The organism is Maricaulis salignorans (assembly GCF_900103475.1).
Taxonomy (GTDB): Bacteria; Pseudomonadota; Alphaproteobacteria; order Caulobacterales; family Maricaulaceae; genus Maricaulis; species Maricaulis salignorans.
In genome coordinates, this window is the sequence record NZ_FNHG01000015.1 from 32,255 (window position 1) to 48,374 (window position 16,120).

The following is a 16,120-nucleotide window of genomic DNA, read 5'->3' on the forward strand; positions in this document are numbered from 1 at the left end:
AGCCCTGCAAACCCCGCTTTATTTTGCGACCGCCACAAAGGCTTTCCTTAGCCAACCGAATGTTGCATGCTCAAAAGGCCTTGGCAGATGATCGACTCCAAATGGAGTTGCGATACTTTTCCAGGCGCGAAGAGGCTGCGTCCGATCCGGACGTGCCGACACGCTCTTCTTTAGCTGCGGGACAGATCTCTGATTACCCGCGGCCCCGACCGCCGCGCCCTCGCCCGCATGGTTTTCCATGGCCCGGGCGCGTTTTTGAAAACAGCCGACACGTGAGGCTAGCCTGATGCTTATATCTTTGCTGCCAGGCCACAGCTCACCCATCGCGCCCCCGCCACTCCTGATATCTGCGCCCTTCCTTCCGGAAGCCCGCGGTCAGGATGTGCGCGCAGGAGACACCTTTTATGTCAAAGAAAATGTTGATCGATGCAGGTCACCCGGAAGAGACCCGCGTCGTTGTCGTCGACGGAACCAAAGTTGAGGATTTCGACTTCGAGTCTGCATCACGCCGCCCGATTCGCGGCAATATCTATCTCGCAAAAGTCACGCGGGTAGAGCCATCGCTGCAGGCGGCCTTCGTTGAATATGGCGGCAATCGCCACGGCTTTCTCGCCTTCAACGAAATCCATCCCGATTATTATCAGATTCCCTATGAGGATCGCGCCGCCCTCGCCGCCGAGGAAGCCAGCGCTGCTGATTCCGATTCCGACGATGAAGCCGAAACCGTCAGCGAAACGCCCGCCGTCGAGACTGACGAGTCCGGTGAGCCGATCGAGGCTGCCGAAAGCTTCGGTGATGACAGCGATGACGATGATGACGACATCGCAGAAGAAAAGGCCGCCCGTCGCAGCCGGCAGCTTTATCGCAAATACAAGATCCAGGAAGTCGTCAAACGGCGTCAGATCCTGCTGGTCCAGGTAGCCAAGGAAGAGCGCGGCAATAAGGGCGCGGCCCTGACGACCTATCTCTCGCTGGCCGGCCGCTATTGTGTCCTGATGCCAAACACCCCGCGCGGTGGCGGCATCTCACGCAAGATCGCCAATGTCACCGACCGCAAGCGCCTGAAATCCGTCGTCAGCGAGCTGGACCTGCCCAAGGGCATTGGCCTGATCATTCGCACCGCCGGTGCCTCGCGCACCAAGATCGAAATCCGCCGCGATGCCGATTATTTGCTGCGCCTGTGGGAAAATATCCGTGAGCTGACGCTGAAATCCGTCGCTCCGGCGCTGATCTATGAGGAAGGCAATCTCGTCAAGCGCGCGATTCGCGACCTCTATGACAAGGATATCGACGGCGTGCTGGTCGAAGGCGAGGCCGCCTATAAGGAAGCCAAGGCCTTCATGCGCATGCTGATGCCGAGCCATGCCAAGAAGGTTCAGCACTATAACGAAATCGTGCCGCTCTTCCTGCAGCATCAGGTCGAAACCCAGCTGGAAGCGATCTATTCGCCCATCGCACCGCTGAAATCGGGTGGCTATATCGTCATCAACCCGACCGAAGCGCTGGTCTCGATCGACGTCAATTCCGGACGCTCGACCCGCGAACGCAATATCGAAACCACCGCGGTCAAGACCAATATCGAGGCCGCTCATGAAGCGGCGCGCCAGATGCGCCTGCGTGATCTGGCCGGTCTGATCGTGATCGATTTCATCGATATGGATGAATCGAAGAATGTGCGTGCCGTTGAAAAGGTGATGAAGGACGCGCTGAAACGCGACCGGGCCCGCCTGCAAATGGGCCGTATTTCCCAGTTCGGGCTGATGGAGATTTCCCGTCAGCGCCGCCGCACCAGTCTGATCGAAGGCTCCACCGAGCCCTGCCCTCACTGTAAGGGAAGCGGCTATATCCGCTCGGTCGAATCGAGTGCGCTGGTCGCCCTGCGCGGGCTGGAAAAGGAAGGCATGCGTGGCCGCGCCAAGCGGGTCCGCATCTCACTGCCGACCTCGATTGCCATCTATATGCTCAATGAGAAGCGCGATCACCTCCTGGCGATCGAAGAGCGTTTCCAGATGAATATCTCCGTCGCATCCGATGACGAGGTCATCGCGCCGGAATTCGTCATCGAAGCCATTGAGCTGCGGGCACCGGGCGAGGAATTCGTAATTCCGCGCCAGGCCGTCGTCGCTGACGCCGAGGATCTCGCCGACCAGCTCGTTATGGACGAGGAAGAAGACGAAGCGGAAAGCGTTGAAAGCGAAAGCCAGGAACGGGGCCGTTCGCGCTCCCGCGGCAAGCGTGACGCAGCCCCCGCCGAGGGCACCGAAGCGGGCGATGGTGAAACGGCCGAGGACGGCACGCGTCGCCGTCGCCGCCGTCGCCGGCGCAAGGGTTCCTCTGATGACGGGAGCGCCGAAGCCGGCACCAGCGCCGAAACCGCCGAAAACACCGCGGACGAGGATGGCGCTGAAGCCGGGGACGCCGAAACGGACGAACAGGCACCGGGAACGCCGGCAGCCGAGGATGGTGATGTACCACGCCGCCGCCGTCGCCGTGGCCGTCGGGGCGGACGTTCGCGCCGTCGCACAGAAGGACAGGGCAGCGAAGGTCAGGGCAGTGACGATCAGGCCAGTGAGAACCAGGCCGAAGCCACGCCTGCCGACGAGACCACCGCTGCCGCGCCCGTCACAGCCGGCGCCGATGCGGCAACACCCGCCTCTGAAGCCGCGGACACTGCCAGCGCCGAGAAGCCTGTGCGCAAGCGCGCCCCTCGCCGCCGCAAGACTGCGGACGCCGAGACAGCGCCCGCCGAGAGTGATGCTCCAGAAGCGGCCGCAAGCGAGGCTGTCGCGGCGCCGGCGGACGAAGCTGCGGCCACGGATGAGGCGCCCAAGCGCCGCACCCGGCGCCCCCGCAAGACCGCCGAGACGGTAGCGTCTGAGGCCGATGCCGCACCGGCTGAAGCCGAAAAGCCCAAGCCCAAACCCCGCACCCGCCGCAAAAAGGCCGAAGTCGAGGCCGAGGCTGCGGTGGTGACGTCTGAGACTGAAGCGGCACCTGCCGCGACGGAAAAACCGGCGCCCAAGCGTAAACGTGCCACGACGGCCAAGCCGGCAGCCAAAGCGGCCGCCAAGCCAGCCCCTGCCGCCGAACCGGAAGCCCAGGCTCCGGTCGAGACGGCCGAGGCCCAACCCGCCAAACCGGTCAAACGCGGCTGGTGGAACCGGACAGGGCTGTTCGGCAAGTAAGATGACCGGCGGGCCGGGCGATCCATTCGCCCGGCCCGCCTGGCCATACCATTGAATTCTGTATCAAAAGCGTGCAGGGTTTTGCAAAGCGGGGGCTTGGGAGTGGAAGCTGAATGCGACCTCTGAAATCCATCGTCACAGCCTGCCTGGCATCCGTAGCCCTGCTCACGCCGGTCTCGGCCCAATCGCTGATCCGCGACACCGAGATCGAGCACACCTTGCGCGATTATGCCGACCCCCTGCTCGATGCAGCGGGTTTGACGCCCGCCAACGTGCATCTCTACATCATTGCCGATCCGTCGATTAATGCCTTCGTGACGGGTGGCCAGAACATCTTTCTGCATACCGGCATCATCATCGAAGCCGAAACCCCCAACCAGCTCAAGGGGGTGATCGCCCACGAAACCGGCCATATCGCTGGCGCCCACCTGGCGCGGGTCGGTGACGGAATCGGCGCGGCACAAGTGCCCATGTTTATCTCGCTCGGCCTCGGTTTGTTGGCTGCTTTCGCCGGAGAAGGCGGGGCAGCTGGCGCGCTGATGGCCTCGAGCCAGCAATTTGGTGCCCTCTCCTTCATGACCTATAGCCGCGCCCAGGAAGCCTCGGCCGACCAGGCCGCGCTGCAATATCTGGAAACCACCGGACAATCGCCGGAGGGTCTCGTCGAGTTCTTCGAGCGCTTTCGCTACCAGGAAGTGATGTCGAATGCGCGCCGCTTTCCCTATTTCCGCTCTCACCCGCTCTCGTCGGAGCGCATCTCCATTCTGCGCAATAATGCCGATGCCGCCGACCATGTGAATGTCAACGACACGCCAGAGGAAATTGCCAATCTGCGGCGTCTGCAGGGCAAGATTTACGGCTTCCTGACCGAGCCGGAATTCGTCCTCTACCGCTATCCGCGCACGGATCAGAGCCTGCCCGCGCGCTATGCGCGCGCCGTGGCCTATTTCCGGGTGGCCCGGCTGGACGAAGCCCGGCTGGAAATCGAGAGCCTGATCGCCGAGGAGCCGGACAACCCCTATTTCCAGGAACTCTACGGACAGATGTTGTTCGAAACCGGCAATATCCGCGAATCCATTCCCTATCATGCACGTTCCGTCGAGCTTGAGCCGACCGCGCCACTGCTGCGATTGAATCTGGCGATTTCACAGATTGCCTCCGACGATGACAGCCTGCTTGAGGAGGCCGAAGGCCATCTTCAGGTCGCCCTTGATATCGAACCCGACAACGCCTTCGCCTGGTATCAGCTCTCCATCGTCCATCAGCGCAATGGCGATACCGCGCTGGCCCAGCTGGCCGTCGCAGAGCAGGCTTTTTCGGTTGGTGATGCCGACCGGGCGGTGATGTTCGCCGGGCGCGCGCGCGCCTCGCTCGACCAGGGCACGCCAGCCTGGATCCGTGCGACCGAGATCGAGACGATCAGCATTCCCCTCGCCGCAGAACAACGCCGCCAGCGGCGCATCAATTTGCGCTGAGCAATGGACACAAGCGAACAGGCCAATGATGAGGCGCAAGCCACACCATCGCTGACCCTGGCGGCTATTGAGGGTCTGGCCGGCATCGCGCCGGAAGACTGGAACGGAATCGCCAACCCTCCAGGCGCTGAATACGACCCCTTCCTGAGCTGGAATTTCCTGCAGGCGCTTGAGGAGAGCGGCTGCGTTGGCGGTGAGAGCGGCTGGGCGCCGCACCATCTGCTGGCCCGCGATGCGGCCGGCGCGCTCAAGGGCGCCCTGCCGCTCTATCTCAAATTCCACAGCCAGGGCGAATATGTCTTCGACCATGGCTGGGCCGAGAGTTTTGAACAGGCCGGCGGGCGCTATTACCCCAAACTCCTGACCGCCATTCCATTCTCTCCCGTGACCGGGCGCCGGATCCTGGCGACAGACCACGCGGTTCGCCGTGCACTTGTGACCGGCATGACCGAAGCCGCACGCCAATGGGGCGTGTCGAGCTGGCATGTAAACTTTCCCACGCCCGCAGAATGGTCGGAACTGGGCGAGGCCGGCCTGCTGCAACGCATCGACCGGCAATTCATCTGGTCCAATCGCGGCTATGCCAGCTATGACGATTTTCTCGGGGCCCTCTCCTCACGCAAACGCAAGGCCCTGCGCAACGAACGCGCCTCGGCCCAGGCCGGGCTAGAGATCGAGCATCTCACGGGTCCCGATCTGAAACCGGAGCACTGGGACGTCTTCTTCGCCTGCTATCAGGACACCGGCGCACGCAAATGGGGCCGCCCCTATCTCAACCGCGAATTCTTCGAACTGATCCATCAACGCATGGCCGACCAGGTCCTGCTGGTTCTGGCGAAGAAGGATGGGCGCCATATCGCCGCCGCGCTCAACTTCATTGGCTCCAATGCCCTGTATGGCCGCTATTGGGGCCTGCTGGAAGAGCATCCTCACCTGCATTTCGAGCTCTGCTATCACCAGGCGATCGATGTCGCGATCCGGCTTGGTCTCGACCGTGTTGAAGCCGGTGCCCAGGGCGAGCACAAGCTGGCGCGCGGCTACCGCCCGCAACCGGTCTATTCCGCCCACTGGATCGCGCATGAGGGCTTCCGCCATGCCGTCGCCGACTATCTGGAACGCGAGCGCCCGGCCGTGCTCGCGGACATCGCCTTGCTTGATGCGGAAAGTCCGTATAAAATCTGTGATTGATGGTCAACCCAACCACACCCGTACTGGTCCACTCCCACGGACACGCCGTGATCGTGGTGAATGCCCTCCAGGCCGCCGGCATCCCGGCGGTGATCGCCGACAATCATATGCAGGACCTCTATCCGGGGATGGATCACGGATTTCTTCGCCCCCGTATTCTGGTGCCTCCGGCCTGCGAGGCCGAGGCGCGCGCCATCATCGCGCAGGCCCAGGTCACAGACGAAGCCCCGCTCTACCCCTGCCCGCACTGCGGCGGTGAAACCCAGGTCAGGACACGCCCTGTCATGGCCGCGGTCCTACTGACACTGACGGGACAGTTTTCGAAACTCCGCAACCAGCCTCGCTTTTGCCGCGACTGCGACAGCTATGACGACGTCGCCGATCCCGAGCCCTTCACGGCCGAAGAACTGGGTTATCCGCCCATCCGCTGACCCTGCAGTGAAATCGCTGATTTCCCTTTGAGGGCGCGGCGGCCAGCCATCCCCTGACAGCGCTTGGCAGGATGCAGCTCGCCCGATCACGCTGCTGGATCATCCGCGCCCGAAATCCTACACTCCACCGGCAAACTCGGAGACACGCCATGAGCCTCGACGGCAGCTACGACCCGGACAATATTTTCGCGAAGATCCTGCGCGGCGAACTGCCCTGCGTGAAAATCTATGAGGACGATGTGGTCCTCTCCTTCATGGATATCTTCCCGCAGGCACCCGGCCATGTCCTCGTCGTGCCCAAGGAAGCGGCGCGCAATGCGCTGGAGCTGTCGGATGATGCCCTTGCGGCAGCCATGTTGCGGGTCAAGCGGATCGGCAATGCGGTCAAGGCCGCGCTGGCGCCGGACGGGATCATGATCGCCCAGCTCAATGGCGCGCCCGCCGGCCAGACCGTCTTCCACGTCCATTTCCACATCATTCCGCGCAGCGATGGCGCGCAACTCGCCATGCATGCCGGCGGCAAGGCGGATATGGCCGAGCTGGAGGCCCAGGCCAAGAAGATCGCCTCTTTCCTGGACTAGGCCCCGGCCTGCCCCTGGATCGCTGCCAGGAAAGCCTCGCCGAGATCGGCCAGCTTCTTCGGTCCGACGCCATTAACGGCCGCCATCTGCTCCAGGTTTCCAGGCCGGAGATGGCACATATCGATCAGGGTCGCATCAGAGAAAATGACATAGGCAGGGACATTGCGCTCGGCGGCGAGTTCGCGACGCAGCCCTTTGAGCGCGGACAGCAAATCCGAATCAACATCGGCTTCAGCGGCAAGGCTGGCGGCGCTGCGGCGGGGCTTTTTCTCGCCCTTCGCCGGGACGATTTCGCGCAATTGGAAAGTCTCGCGCCCCTTGAGCACCGCCTCACCACGCGGGGTGAGTTTGAGACCGCCATACTGGTCGATATCGACCACGAGATAGCCGCCCGCCACGGCCTGCCGGATCAGCCCCTGCCAGAAGGGTTTTGGCCTGTCCTTGCCCACACCCCAGGTCGGCAGGGCGTCATGACCGCGGGCGCGAATTTTATCGGTATCACCGCCCCTGAGCACATCGATGACATGACCGGCGCCGAACACCTGGCCGGTGCGCAAAATGGCGGAAAACAACATTTGCGCTTCGCGCGTCCCGTCGAGCAGAACCGGCGGATCGAGGCAGATATCGCAATTGCCACAGGCTTTCGAGCCCGGCTCGCCGAAATAGGACAGAAGCGTGATGCGGCGGCACTGGGTCGCCTCACAATAGGATAACAGCGCATCGAGGCGCTGATGCTCGCGCCGCTTGTGGGCGTCGTCCTCGCCATCATCATCGATGAAACGCCGGCGAAGGCTGGCATCACCGAGGCCATAGAGCATCATCGCATCGGCCGGCGCACCATCGCGGCCGGCACGGCCGATCTCCTGGTAGTAGGCCTCCATCGAGCCGGGCATGTTGAGATGGAAGACATAGCGAATATCGGGCTTGTCGATCCCCATCCCGAAAGCGATCGTCGCCACCATGATCACGGCCGCCTCGGCCATGAAGATTTCCTGGTTCTCGCGCCGCATCTCCGGCGACATGCCCGCATGATAGGACAGGGCGCGATAGCCCTCCGCCTTCAGCATGGCAGCGACCTCTTCGGTCAGCTTGCGCGACAGGCAATAGACGATGCCGGACTGTTCCCGCCGCTCGGCGAGGAAACCGAGCAATTGCGGCTTCCACTGCGCCTTCGGCAGAACGGCGAGATTGAGATTGGGGCGGTCAAAGCCGCGCACCACCGTATCGCCCTCACCGCCAAACAGTTTCTCCGCGATATCGGTGCGCGTGGCGCTGTCGGCGGTGGCCGTGAAGGCGGCCAGGGTCGCGTTGGGGAAATGGTGTTTGAGCTGGGAGAGTTGCTCGTATTCGGGCCGGAAGCTGGCACCCCATTTGGAGATGCAGTGCGCCTCGTCGACCACGAACAGACCCGGATTGACCGGTTTGAGCGCGTCGAGCATGCGCCCCGTCATCAACCGCTCCGGCGAGAGGTAAAGCAGTTTCGCCTCGCCCGACTGGAAAGCCCGCCAGGCAGCAACATTCTGTTCGCGGTCGCGCCCGGAATGGATCGCTGCTGCCGTTACCCCATTGGCCGCGAGCCCGGCAATCTGGTCATCCATCAGCGCCACGAGCGGCGAAACAATGATTGAGGGCCGCTCCAGCATCAAAGCCGGCACCTGGTAGCACAGCGACTTACCCGCCCCGGTCGGCATCACACACAGCGTATGCGTCCCTGCGAGCAAGCGCTCGACGATGGGCAACTGACCCGGCCGGAATTCGGGGAAGCCGAACACGGATTTGAGGATGGATTGCGGGGATTGGGTCATGGGACACGTGAGGCAGAGGGGCCAGATCAGCCTGGCACACCCCCCCGACTAGCACGCGTGAGCGCGATCAAACAGGGCCCGCGCGCCCTTGTGCACAGACCCGGTCTTCCCGGCGCTAGAGGTGCGGACTCCACATGAACATCCAGGCACCGAAGATCCCGGCGGCTGTGACCAGGGTCAGCAGCAGGACCAGGCCCGCCACAGCCAGCTTGGGTGCCGCCGCATTGGCGCGGCCTGCCCTGAAGTAGAGTTCCAGCACGGCCAGCGGCAGGAGATAACAGGCGAAGGCGAGTGTCAGGTCGAAGGGACCATCGAGTTGCGGGGTCGAGCCGACCGGGCCTTGCATGGCGATGATCCAGGCCATGAAGCCGATGCGGAAGAACCAGACGCCATTGACCAGGATGAAGAGCCGCATCGCCCAGCGCCTGTGCGGGTCGATGCGGCGCTTCATCGCCAGGCGCAGGGCGACCGGTGCGGCAATCAGGATCAGGACGCCGTTGAGGCTCACGCCCAGCGCCCCGAGATCACTCAGCCGGGCCTCGCGTAACCAGGTCATCCACAGGCCGCCAACCGCCAGGACGACTGCAATGACCATGAAGACACGTCCATTCCAGCGATGCAGGGCGGGCACCCGCTTTCGCAGCATCGGGATCAGCTGCAGCGTGCCACCCATCGTGATGACAGCCGCCAACAGGACATGGACGGCGAACATGAGATTGCCGAACCAGTCGCCGCCCACATAACCGACGATCACACCGGTCTCGTTCCAGTCCTGCGGGTTACCAGTGGCGGTGGTCACGCCGTAAACATTGAGAATATACCAGACGAAGGTCCACTGGCCGGCCGTGGCGACCAGGAACCAGGCCAGGCCGGCTCCCTTGAGCAGTCCGCCAGCACCGAGGCGCGTGCGAGATCGTGTTTGCGAATTATCACTCATGATTGATCCATTTTCCAACGAGACTGGCTTCAGCCTCATTCATCCATTGTCCGGCAAGACCGGCCTCAGCCTCGCCCATCGCCCCCTGGCCTGGATGGAATGCATCGCCGGGCATCCCCGGGTCTTGCCGATTTGGAAATCGGCGACAGTTTTTCGGGTCCCGGTTGCAGACAGGTGCGGGGTTGCCATCGCTTCCCGCTCCAGGCGAGTATGCGGGCGTGAACGCAGGGAATTTGCCGATGGACGTCGCACTGATCACCACCACCGTCCGGCTTGTCGTCGCCGCATTGGCGGCTATCGCGCTGATCGTCACCCTCGCCCGGCCGCACAAGCGCGCCCTGCACATTTACTGGGCTGTGTTCTGCGGCGCGATTTCCCTGACGATGCTGCGCTACGCGCTGCCGATATCGCCCGAATGGGTCTCAAATCTGATGCGGATCGCATCGGGGGCCACATGCGGCGGATTCTGGCTGGTTGCGCGCTGTCTGTTCAGACCCGGCAATCCGATCAAGCTGCACCACCTTTTGCTGGTCGGCGCGGTGATGGCCGGGATTGCGGTCGATATCACACTGCCCGCCCTGATCGACCCGGATGGAGTGGTGGGCATGCATGCGGGGATCTGGCAATTCGTCACCCTCGTCAGCTCCACCGCAATCGTGCTGGCGTTCTGGGAGGGCGTGCAGGGCTGGCCGGCCCGCACCCAGCGCAATGAGGTCCAGCTGCGTTATCTCTATCTAGCGATCTTCAGCCTGTGCGCCACCGTTTGCACCGTCCTCCCCGAGCCCAATGCGGCCGCGGCAGCGAATGCCCGCCTGCTCGAAGCCTGCAGCGCCCTGGCCATCCTGTCCGTCACTTCGGTCGCTGTGGCATTCCGGCTCCGCAATCCCTTGCTCACCCCCGCCGCCGAAAAACCGGTCGCAACCGCTCAAGACCACGCCCTCGCCCGCCGGCTGGAGCGTCTGATGCACGATGAGAAACCCTATCTGGAACCCGAATTGAAAGTTGCCGACCTGGCCCGCTGCCTCCACACACCCGACTACAAGGTGAGTCGCGCGATCACAGCTGGCCTGCAACAAGCCAATTTCAATCGCTACGTCAACGCATTGCGGGTCGCGCACGCCAAGGCGCTATTGCGCGATTCGCGCTCGGCTACCCGCTCCATCCTGTTGATTGCCCTCGATAGCGGCTTTGCCTCACTGGGCCCCTTCAACCGGGCCTTCAAGGCCGATACGGGAATGACACCGCGCGCCTGGCGGTCGGCGGGTTCCGACGCGGCGTCGCAGCCAACACCCGGCCCGGTCGCAACCGCGCGAGCCACGAGCTGAAAGCAAGACGAGACCGCCCGCGCTAGCGCCACTTTCCCGCGATGGCACCAGGTCGAACGAAAAACGGCGCTCCATCGGAGCGCCGCTTTCCATTCTGCAGAGCGTAGGCCGGACGCCTAGACCTCGACCTTCTTGCCCTTCTTCCCGGCTTTCGCATTGCGCGGCAGCAAGCGATCGCCCGGGGTGATGTGGAAGTCGAGGCGGCTATCATCGGCCGGGTCGGTATCGACCTTGACCAGCCCACCCTTGGCGAGTTCACCGAACAGGATCTCGTCGGCCAGCGGCTTCTTGATATGCTCCTGGATGACGCGGCCAAGCGGGCGGGCACCAAAGCGGCTGTCATAGCCCCGCTCGGCGAGCCAGGCGGTGGCATCCGGGGTCAGTTCAAAGGTGACGCCGCGATCGGTGAGCTGGGCTTCCAGCTGCAGCACGAATTTCTCGACGACGCGGCTGATCGATTCCGGCCCGAGCGGCGCGAAGGGAATGACTGCGTCCAGACGGTTGCGGAATTCCGGCGTGAACAGACGTTCGACGGCCTTGTCAGCCTCGTCATCCTTCTTGCCACGCCCGAAGCCGATCGCTTCCTTGGCGGCATCGGCGGCGCCCGCATTGGTCGTCATCACCAGGATGACATTGCGGAAATCGACCTTCTTGCCATTGCTGTCGGTCAGCATGCCGTTATCCATGACCTGCAGCAGGATATTGAACAGGTCCGGATGGGCTTTCTCGATCTCGTCGAGCAGCAGCACGCAATGCGGATGCTGGTCGACGCCGTCGGTGAGCAGGCCACCCTGGTCGAAACCGACATAGCCTGGAGGTGCACCGATCAGCCGTGAAACGGCGTGGCGTTCCATATATTCCGACATGTCGAAACGAAGCAGCTCGACGCCAAGAATATCGGCCAGCTGTTTGGTCACTTCCGTTTTGCCAACACCGGTCGGGCCGGAGAACAAATAGGAGCCAATCGGCTTGTTCGGCTCGCGCAGGCCGGCGCGGGAGAGCTTGATCGCCGTCGAGAGACGGTCGATCGCATCCTGCTGGCCGAACACGACCCGTCCCAGATCCGTGGGCAGGCTCTTGAGCGCCTGGGTATCGTCCTTGGAGACGGATTTCGGCGGAATGCGGGCCATGGTCGCAACCACGCCTTCGACTTCCTTGACGCCAATCGTCTTTTTGCGCTTCGAGACCGGCATCAGGCGCATTTGCGCCCCGGCTTCGTCGATGACGTCGATCGCCTTGTCGGGCAATTTGCGGTCGCCCATATAGCGCGAGGACAGCTCGACAGCCGTTTTCAGCGCTTCATTGGTGAAGCGGACATCATGGAAGTCCTCGAAATAGGATTTCAGCCCCTGCAGGATCTTGATCGTGTCCGGCACCGATGGCTCGGCCACATCGATCTTCTGGAAGCGGCGAGCCAGGGCCCGGTCCTTCTCGAAATGCTGACGGTATTCCTTATAGGTGGTCGAACCCATGCAGCGCAGCCCGCCCTGCAGGGCCGGCTTGAGCAGGTTTGACGCATCCATCGCACCGCCCGAGGTCGCCCCGGCACCGATCACGGTATGGATCTCGTCAATGAAGAGTACCGAATCCTCGGTTTCTTCCAATTCCTTGACGACCTGTTTGATGCGTTCCTCAAAATCGCCCCGATAGCGGGTGCCCGCCAGGAGCGAGCCCATATCAAGCGAATAGATGGTCGCATTGGCCAGAACGTCGGGAACTTCATTCTCGACGATCTTGCGGGCGATCCCCTCGGCGATGGCGGTCTTGCCAACACCGGGATCCCCGACCAGAAGCGGATTATTCTTGCGGCGACGTGCGAGCACCTGGATGCAGCGCTCGACCTCGGCATCACGGCCAATCAACGGGTCGACCTTGCCGGCTTTCGCTTTCTCGTTGAGATTGACGCAATAGGCGGTCAGCGCATCGCCATCCTTGCGCTTTTCCTCGGGCTCCTCGACGCCGCGCACGACTTTCTGCTCGGTAGCGCCGGGCTTGCGGCCAATGCCGTGGGAGATGAAATTCACCGCGTCGTAGCGGGTCATATCGCGCTCGGCGAGGAAATAGGCGGCGTGGCTTTCACGCTCGGCGAACAGAGCGACCAGGACATTCGCCCCGGTAACTTCCTCACGCCCGGCGTTTTGCACGTGAATCACGGCGCGCTGAATGACGCGCTGGAAACCGGCGGTTGGCTTGGCGTCCTCCTCATCATCGACCACCAGCTCGGTGAGCTCGCTATCGACATATTCGACCAGGGTGGAGCGCAGCTCGTCGAGGTCGACGTCGCAGGCCTTCATCACCGCATTGGCATCGCCATCGTCCACGAGGGACAACAATAAATGCTCAAGCGTCGCAAATTCATGACCGCGCTCATTGGCATAACCGAGGGCACGGTGAAGGCTGTCTTCCAGATCGGCTGAGAAAGAGGGCACCACGCTATTCCTTTTCCATCGTGCACTGGAGCGGATGTTGAGCCCGTCGTGCGGCGTCCATGACCTGGGCTACCTTTGTTTCGGCAACCTCATATGTGTACACGCCGCACATTCCGACACCGTTCTGGTGGACATGCAGCATGATCGTGGCCGCATCTTCGGGGGATTTGCGAAAGATCCGAACCAGGACCTCCACGACAAACTCCATTGGCGTATAGTCATCATTGAGTAGCAGAACACGGTAAAGCGAAGGTTTCTTGGTCGCTGGCCGCGTCTTCAGAGCGAGGCCATGCTCCTCCTCATTCCCTGCATCATCTTGTTTTCGTTCGGTCATATTAAAATCATATTCGAAAGACAGTCAGGGTGATTTCGCGGCGAGGATAGGCCTTGTGCCAGCCCGAGGGAAGAGTTTGCCCTCAGCAAACCGGCGCTTGAGTGTGTCTGCGATTCTCGCTTCGACCCAATGGATCTGGGTATGCGAACCGCAAAAAGAAAGGGCCCGGTGCAGAACACCGGGCCCAGGCGGGGAGAAAATTGTCAGTCTGCGGCGATTAGCGCTGCGACTGGGCCAGCTCGGCAACGGCGGCGAAGCGGGTGTTCAACGGCTTCGCGCCATCCTTGACCAGACCCGAGAAAAGCTCGGTGGTCTTGTTGAGCTCGGCGAGATAGCTGCCCATCGCCGATTTGGCGTAGTTGGACTGGATCTCGAAGATTTCCTGCAGGGACTTGGCCGAAGACAGCGCCTTCGTAGCGGCAACGCCCTCTTCCATCGCGGTTTTCGCGTAGGCTGCGGCATTGCTGCCGGCCGTCTCAAGACCCTTGCCGGTCACAGTGGCGGAAGCGATGACAGCTTCGACGGTGTCCTTGTGGAAAGCGGTCGCTTCATTGACAGCACTCAGCGTCTTTTCGACGCCTTCCTTGAAGCTGTCATTGGTCGCGGCGGTCATGGATTCGATCGTATTGTTCATGAGAGTGCTCGTTTTTGTCTGGGCCTTCACAGCGGGCTTGCTGGTGGCCGGTTTCTGTTTGGCGGGCGCAGCGGGCTTGCTGGCGGCCAGTTTTGGCGTTTTCGCGGCAGCCGGTTTGCTGACGCCGGTTTTCTTTTTAGCGGCCTGCGACTTGGCAGCAGGCTTGGTGCGCGCCGCTGGCTTGGTGGCCAGGGGCTTCGCAGGAGCCGCAGGTTTCTCGACGACAGCTGGCTTCGCGGCTTTCGGCGCAGCTGCAACAACCACCGGCGCTTTCGCTTCGGCAGCGATTGCGGTGGTCCGGGTGGTTTTGGTGTTCGTGTCGGTCATGGTTCACTTCTTGATTTGCTGCATTGGCTCTTCGCAGTCGCAACATATCTAATCCCCTGCCCCGTGGGCGTCAAGAGGATTATTGTGCAGCGCACCATTTTCTTTTGGGCAAGGCCTGAAAGCCCTTAACCGAGTGGAAACTCTGCGCGTCGGACACTGCCGGGATGATCTCGTACGCCCCCCGCCTCGCCGCAGCCTTGTTGCTGGCCCTGAGCCTGATGGTTCCGCTTTCGTCGGCCAAGGCTGACACCTCGCGTTATGCAGCCTTTGTCGTCGACCAGAATACCGGGGTTGTGCTGCACTCCCGCCAGTCGGAGGCCACGCGCTACCCCGCCTCGCTGACCAAGATGATGACGCTCTACATGCTGTTCGAGGCGATGGAAGCCGGTGAGATCGGGCTGCGTGATCCGATCCGGATATCAGCGCGCGCCGCCAACGCGCCGCCCTCACGTCTTGACCTGCCCATTGGCTCGACAATTTCAACCGAGGACGCGATCCGGGCGCTGGTCGTGCGCAGCGCCAATGATGTTGCCGTCGCTGTCGGCGAGCGGCTCGGTGGCACCGAGAGCGGTTTTGCCGCAGCGATGACAACACGGGCGCACGAGCTGGGCCTTCCGGGCACCACTTTCCGCAATGCGTCCGGCCTGCCCGATAACCGCCAGGTCACAACAGCGCGCGACATGGCGCGGCTCGCCATCGCCCTGCAGCGCGATTTCCCGCAGTATTTCCACTATTTCGACGAAACCCGCTTTGTCTGGGATGGCCGAACCTACCGCAATCACAACACGCTGGTCGGCCGTGTCGATGGTGTCGACGGGTTGAAGACGGGCTATATTCGCGCCTCGGGCTTCAATGTTGTCGTTTCCGCCGAACGCGGCGAGCACCGGCTGATCGCTGTCATCATGGGCGGCCCGACGGCAGCATCGCGCGACGCCCATGCCGAGGAATTGCTCGACGCAGCCTTCTCGACACTGGAACAGCGCGATGACCGGCTCTTGTTTGCCGCCCTCTCCTCGCCGCGCATCAATCCGATCCGCCAGCAGGCGCTGATCGCTATGGATGTCGCAGCCCTCGGCCTTGCGGAACCCGTCGAAATGGGGTCCGCGCAAGCAGCGCCGCCGCTTCGCATCGTGCTGGCTGATGAGACGTCCCAACTCGCTGATGCTCACCCCGCCACGCACAGAGCACCGGCCGAGCCTTCCTTGTTGCGCGGAGCCTGGTCCGTGCAGGTCGGAGCTTATAATTCGGCTGCGGCCGCGCGTGACCGGCTTGACCGCGTCACACCCGCTTCCTCAATCCTGGGCCTGGCCCAACCGGCGGCGCGGGCTGTCGATGTCGGCGGCAATCGCCTGTGGCGCGCCCGTTTCGAATCGTTGACGGCGGAAGAGGCCGCTCATGCCTGTGCCGAACTTGGTGCCCGCAATGAGCCTTGCTATACAGTCGCCCCCGGACGATAGAAGCGCCGTTCA

General features: G+C 62.5%; 13 protein-coding genes. 7 read left to right on the top strand and 6 right to left on the bottom strand.

Going from position 1 to position 16,120, the window contains the following annotated elements; all coding sequences use genetic code 11:
• Positions 1 to 404: 404 nt before the first annotated feature.
• The 5 genes from BLT42_RS11400 to BLT42_RS11420 all read left to right on the top strand — a co-directional run bounded on the left by BLT42_RS11400 (position 405) and on the right by BLT42_RS11420 (position 6,860).
• On the top strand, positions 405 to 3,185 hold the full coding sequence (locus BLT42_RS11400; RefSeq protein WP_091770952.1) for a ribonuclease E/G: 2,781 nt from the start codon (positions 405 to 407) through the stop codon (positions 3,183 to 3,185).
• Positions 3,186 to 3,298: 113 nt separating this feature from the next.
• Positions 3,299 to 4,660: a M48 family metalloprotease gene (locus BLT42_RS11405; RefSeq protein ID WP_091770888.1), complete on the top strand. Its 1,362-nt coding sequence runs from the start codon at positions 3,299 to 3,301 to the stop codon at positions 4,658 to 4,660.
• A gap of 3 nt (positions 4,661 to 4,663) precedes the next feature.
• Entirely contained in the window at positions 4,664 to 5,848 is a 1,185-nt protein-coding gene (locus tag BLT42_RS11410; protein ID WP_091770890.1) for a GNAT family N-acetyltransferase, read from the top strand.
• Positions 5,848 to 6,279 (top strand): putative signal transducing protein, encoded by a 432-nt coding sequence (locus tag BLT42_RS11415; RefSeq protein WP_091770892.1) that lies wholly within the window; start codon positions 5,848 to 5,850, stop codon positions 6,277 to 6,279. The genes BLT42_RS11410 and BLT42_RS11415 overlap by 1 nt, the downstream gene beginning before the upstream one ends.
• Positions 6,280 to 6,428: 149 nt before the next feature.
• The gene (locus BLT42_RS11420) at positions 6,429 to 6,860 is read left to right on the top strand and encodes an HIT family protein (RefSeq protein WP_091770894.1); all 432 of its coding nucleotides are present in this window, start codon (positions 6,429 to 6,431) and stop codon (positions 6,858 to 6,860) included.
• On the opposite strand, the gene recQ is transcribed toward BLT42_RS11420, so the two are convergent.
• The 3 genes from recQ to BLT42_RS15330 form a co-directional block, all read right to left on the bottom strand.
• A complete protein-coding gene (gene recQ / locus BLT42_RS11425; RefSeq protein ID WP_091770896.1) occupies positions 6,857 to 8,665 on the bottom strand; it encodes a DNA helicase RecQ in 1,809 nt (602 codons plus the stop codon). The two genes, BLT42_RS11420 and recQ, sit on opposite strands and share 4 nt — an antisense overlap.
• 115 nt (positions 8,666 to 8,780) lie before the next feature.
• Entirely contained in the window at positions 8,781 to 9,602 is an 822-nt protein-coding gene (locus BLT42_RS11430; protein WP_091770898.1) for a DUF2306 domain-containing protein, read from the bottom strand.
• Positions 9,595 to 9,717, bottom strand: a complete 123-nt coding sequence (locus BLT42_RS15330) for a hypothetical protein (protein WP_267887701.1) — start codon at positions 9,715 to 9,717, stop codon at positions 9,595 to 9,597. The genes BLT42_RS11430 and BLT42_RS15330 overlap by 8 nt, the downstream gene beginning before the upstream one ends.
• Positions 9,718 to 9,841: 124 nt before the next feature.
• Here BLT42_RS15330 and BLT42_RS11435 point away from each other — a divergent pair, with 124 nt between their 5' ends.
• Positions 9,842 to 10,927: a helix-turn-helix domain-containing protein gene (locus BLT42_RS11435; protein ID WP_091770900.1), complete on the top strand. Its 1,086-nt coding sequence runs from the start codon at positions 9,842 to 9,844 to the stop codon at positions 10,925 to 10,927.
• Positions 10,928 to 11,043: 116 nt separating this feature from the next.
• Here the strand turns inward: BLT42_RS11435 and clpA are convergent, their stop codons facing one another.
• The 3 genes from clpA to BLT42_RS15240 all read right to left on the bottom strand — a co-directional run bounded on the left by clpA (position 11,044) and on the right by BLT42_RS15240 (position 14,651).
• Positions 11,044 to 13,356 carry an ATP-dependent Clp protease ATP-binding subunit ClpA gene (gene clpA / locus BLT42_RS11440; RefSeq protein WP_091770954.1) on the bottom strand — a complete coding sequence of 771 codons (2,313 nt, stop codon included), beginning with the start codon at positions 13,354 to 13,356 and terminating at the stop codon, positions 11,044 to 11,046.
• 4 nt (positions 13,357 to 13,360) lie between these two features.
• Positions 13,361 to 13,690, bottom strand: a complete 330-nt coding sequence (gene clpS, locus BLT42_RS11445; protein ID WP_091770902.1) for an ATP-dependent Clp protease adapter ClpS — start codon at positions 13,688 to 13,690, stop codon at positions 13,361 to 13,363.
• A gap of 217 nt (positions 13,691 to 13,907) precedes the next feature.
• Entirely contained in the window at positions 13,908 to 14,651 is a 744-nt protein-coding gene (locus tag BLT42_RS15240; protein ID WP_233342453.1) for a phasin family protein, read from the bottom strand.
• 164 nt (positions 14,652 to 14,815) lie between these two features.
• On the opposite strand from BLT42_RS15240, the gene BLT42_RS11455 reads away from it, so the two are divergent.
• Positions 14,816 to 16,108: a D-alanyl-D-alanine carboxypeptidase family protein gene (locus BLT42_RS11455; RefSeq protein ID WP_091770904.1), complete on the top strand. Its 1,293-nt coding sequence runs from the start codon at positions 14,816 to 14,818 to the stop codon at positions 16,106 to 16,108.
• Positions 16,109 to 16,120: the final 12 nt, after the last annotated feature.

Excerpts from the sequence above, each read along its gene's own strand:
- BLT42_RS11415 (WP_091770892.1), top strand. The coding sequence starts at position 5,848 with ATGGTCAACCCAACCACACCCGTACTGGTCCACTCCCACGGACACGCC.
- BLT42_RS15240 (WP_233342453.1), bottom strand. The coding sequence starts at position 14,651 with ATGACCGACACGAACACCAAAACCACCCGGACCACCGCAATCGCTGCC.
- BLT42_RS11400 (WP_091770952.1), top strand. The coding sequence starts at position 405 with ATGTCAAAGAAAATGTTGATCGATGCAGGTCACCCGGAAGAGACCCGC.
- BLT42_RS11455 (WP_091770904.1), top strand. The coding sequence starts at position 14,816 with ATGATCTCGTACGCCCCCCGCCTCGCCGCAGCCTTGTTGCTGGCCCTG.
- BLT42_RS15330 (WP_267887701.1), bottom strand. The coding sequence starts at position 9,717 with ATGCCCGGCGATGCATTCCATCCAGGCCAGGGGGCGATGGGCGAGGCT.
- BLT42_RS11410 (WP_091770890.1), top strand. The coding sequence starts at position 4,664 with ATGGACACAAGCGAACAGGCCAATGATGAGGCGCAAGCCACACCATCG.
- BLT42_RS11435 (WP_091770900.1), top strand. The coding sequence starts at position 9,842 with ATGGACGTCGCACTGATCACCACCACCGTCCGGCTTGTCGTCGCCGCA.
- clpS (WP_091770902.1), bottom strand. The coding sequence starts at position 13,690 with ATGACCGAACGAAAACAAGATGATGCAGGGAATGAGGAGGAGCATGGC.
- BLT42_RS11420 (WP_091770894.1), top strand. The coding sequence starts at position 6,429 with ATGAGCCTCGACGGCAGCTACGACCCGGACAATATTTTCGCGAAGATC.
- BLT42_RS11405 (WP_091770888.1), top strand. The coding sequence starts at position 3,299 with ATGCGACCTCTGAAATCCATCGTCACAGCCTGCCTGGCATCCGTAGCC.
- BLT42_RS11430 (WP_091770898.1), bottom strand. The coding sequence starts at position 9,602 with ATGAGTGATAATTCGCAAACACGATCTCGCACGCGCCTCGGTGCTGGC.
- recQ (WP_091770896.1), bottom strand. The coding sequence starts at position 8,665 with ATGACCCAATCCCCGCAATCCATCCTCAAATCCGTGTTCGGCTTCCCC.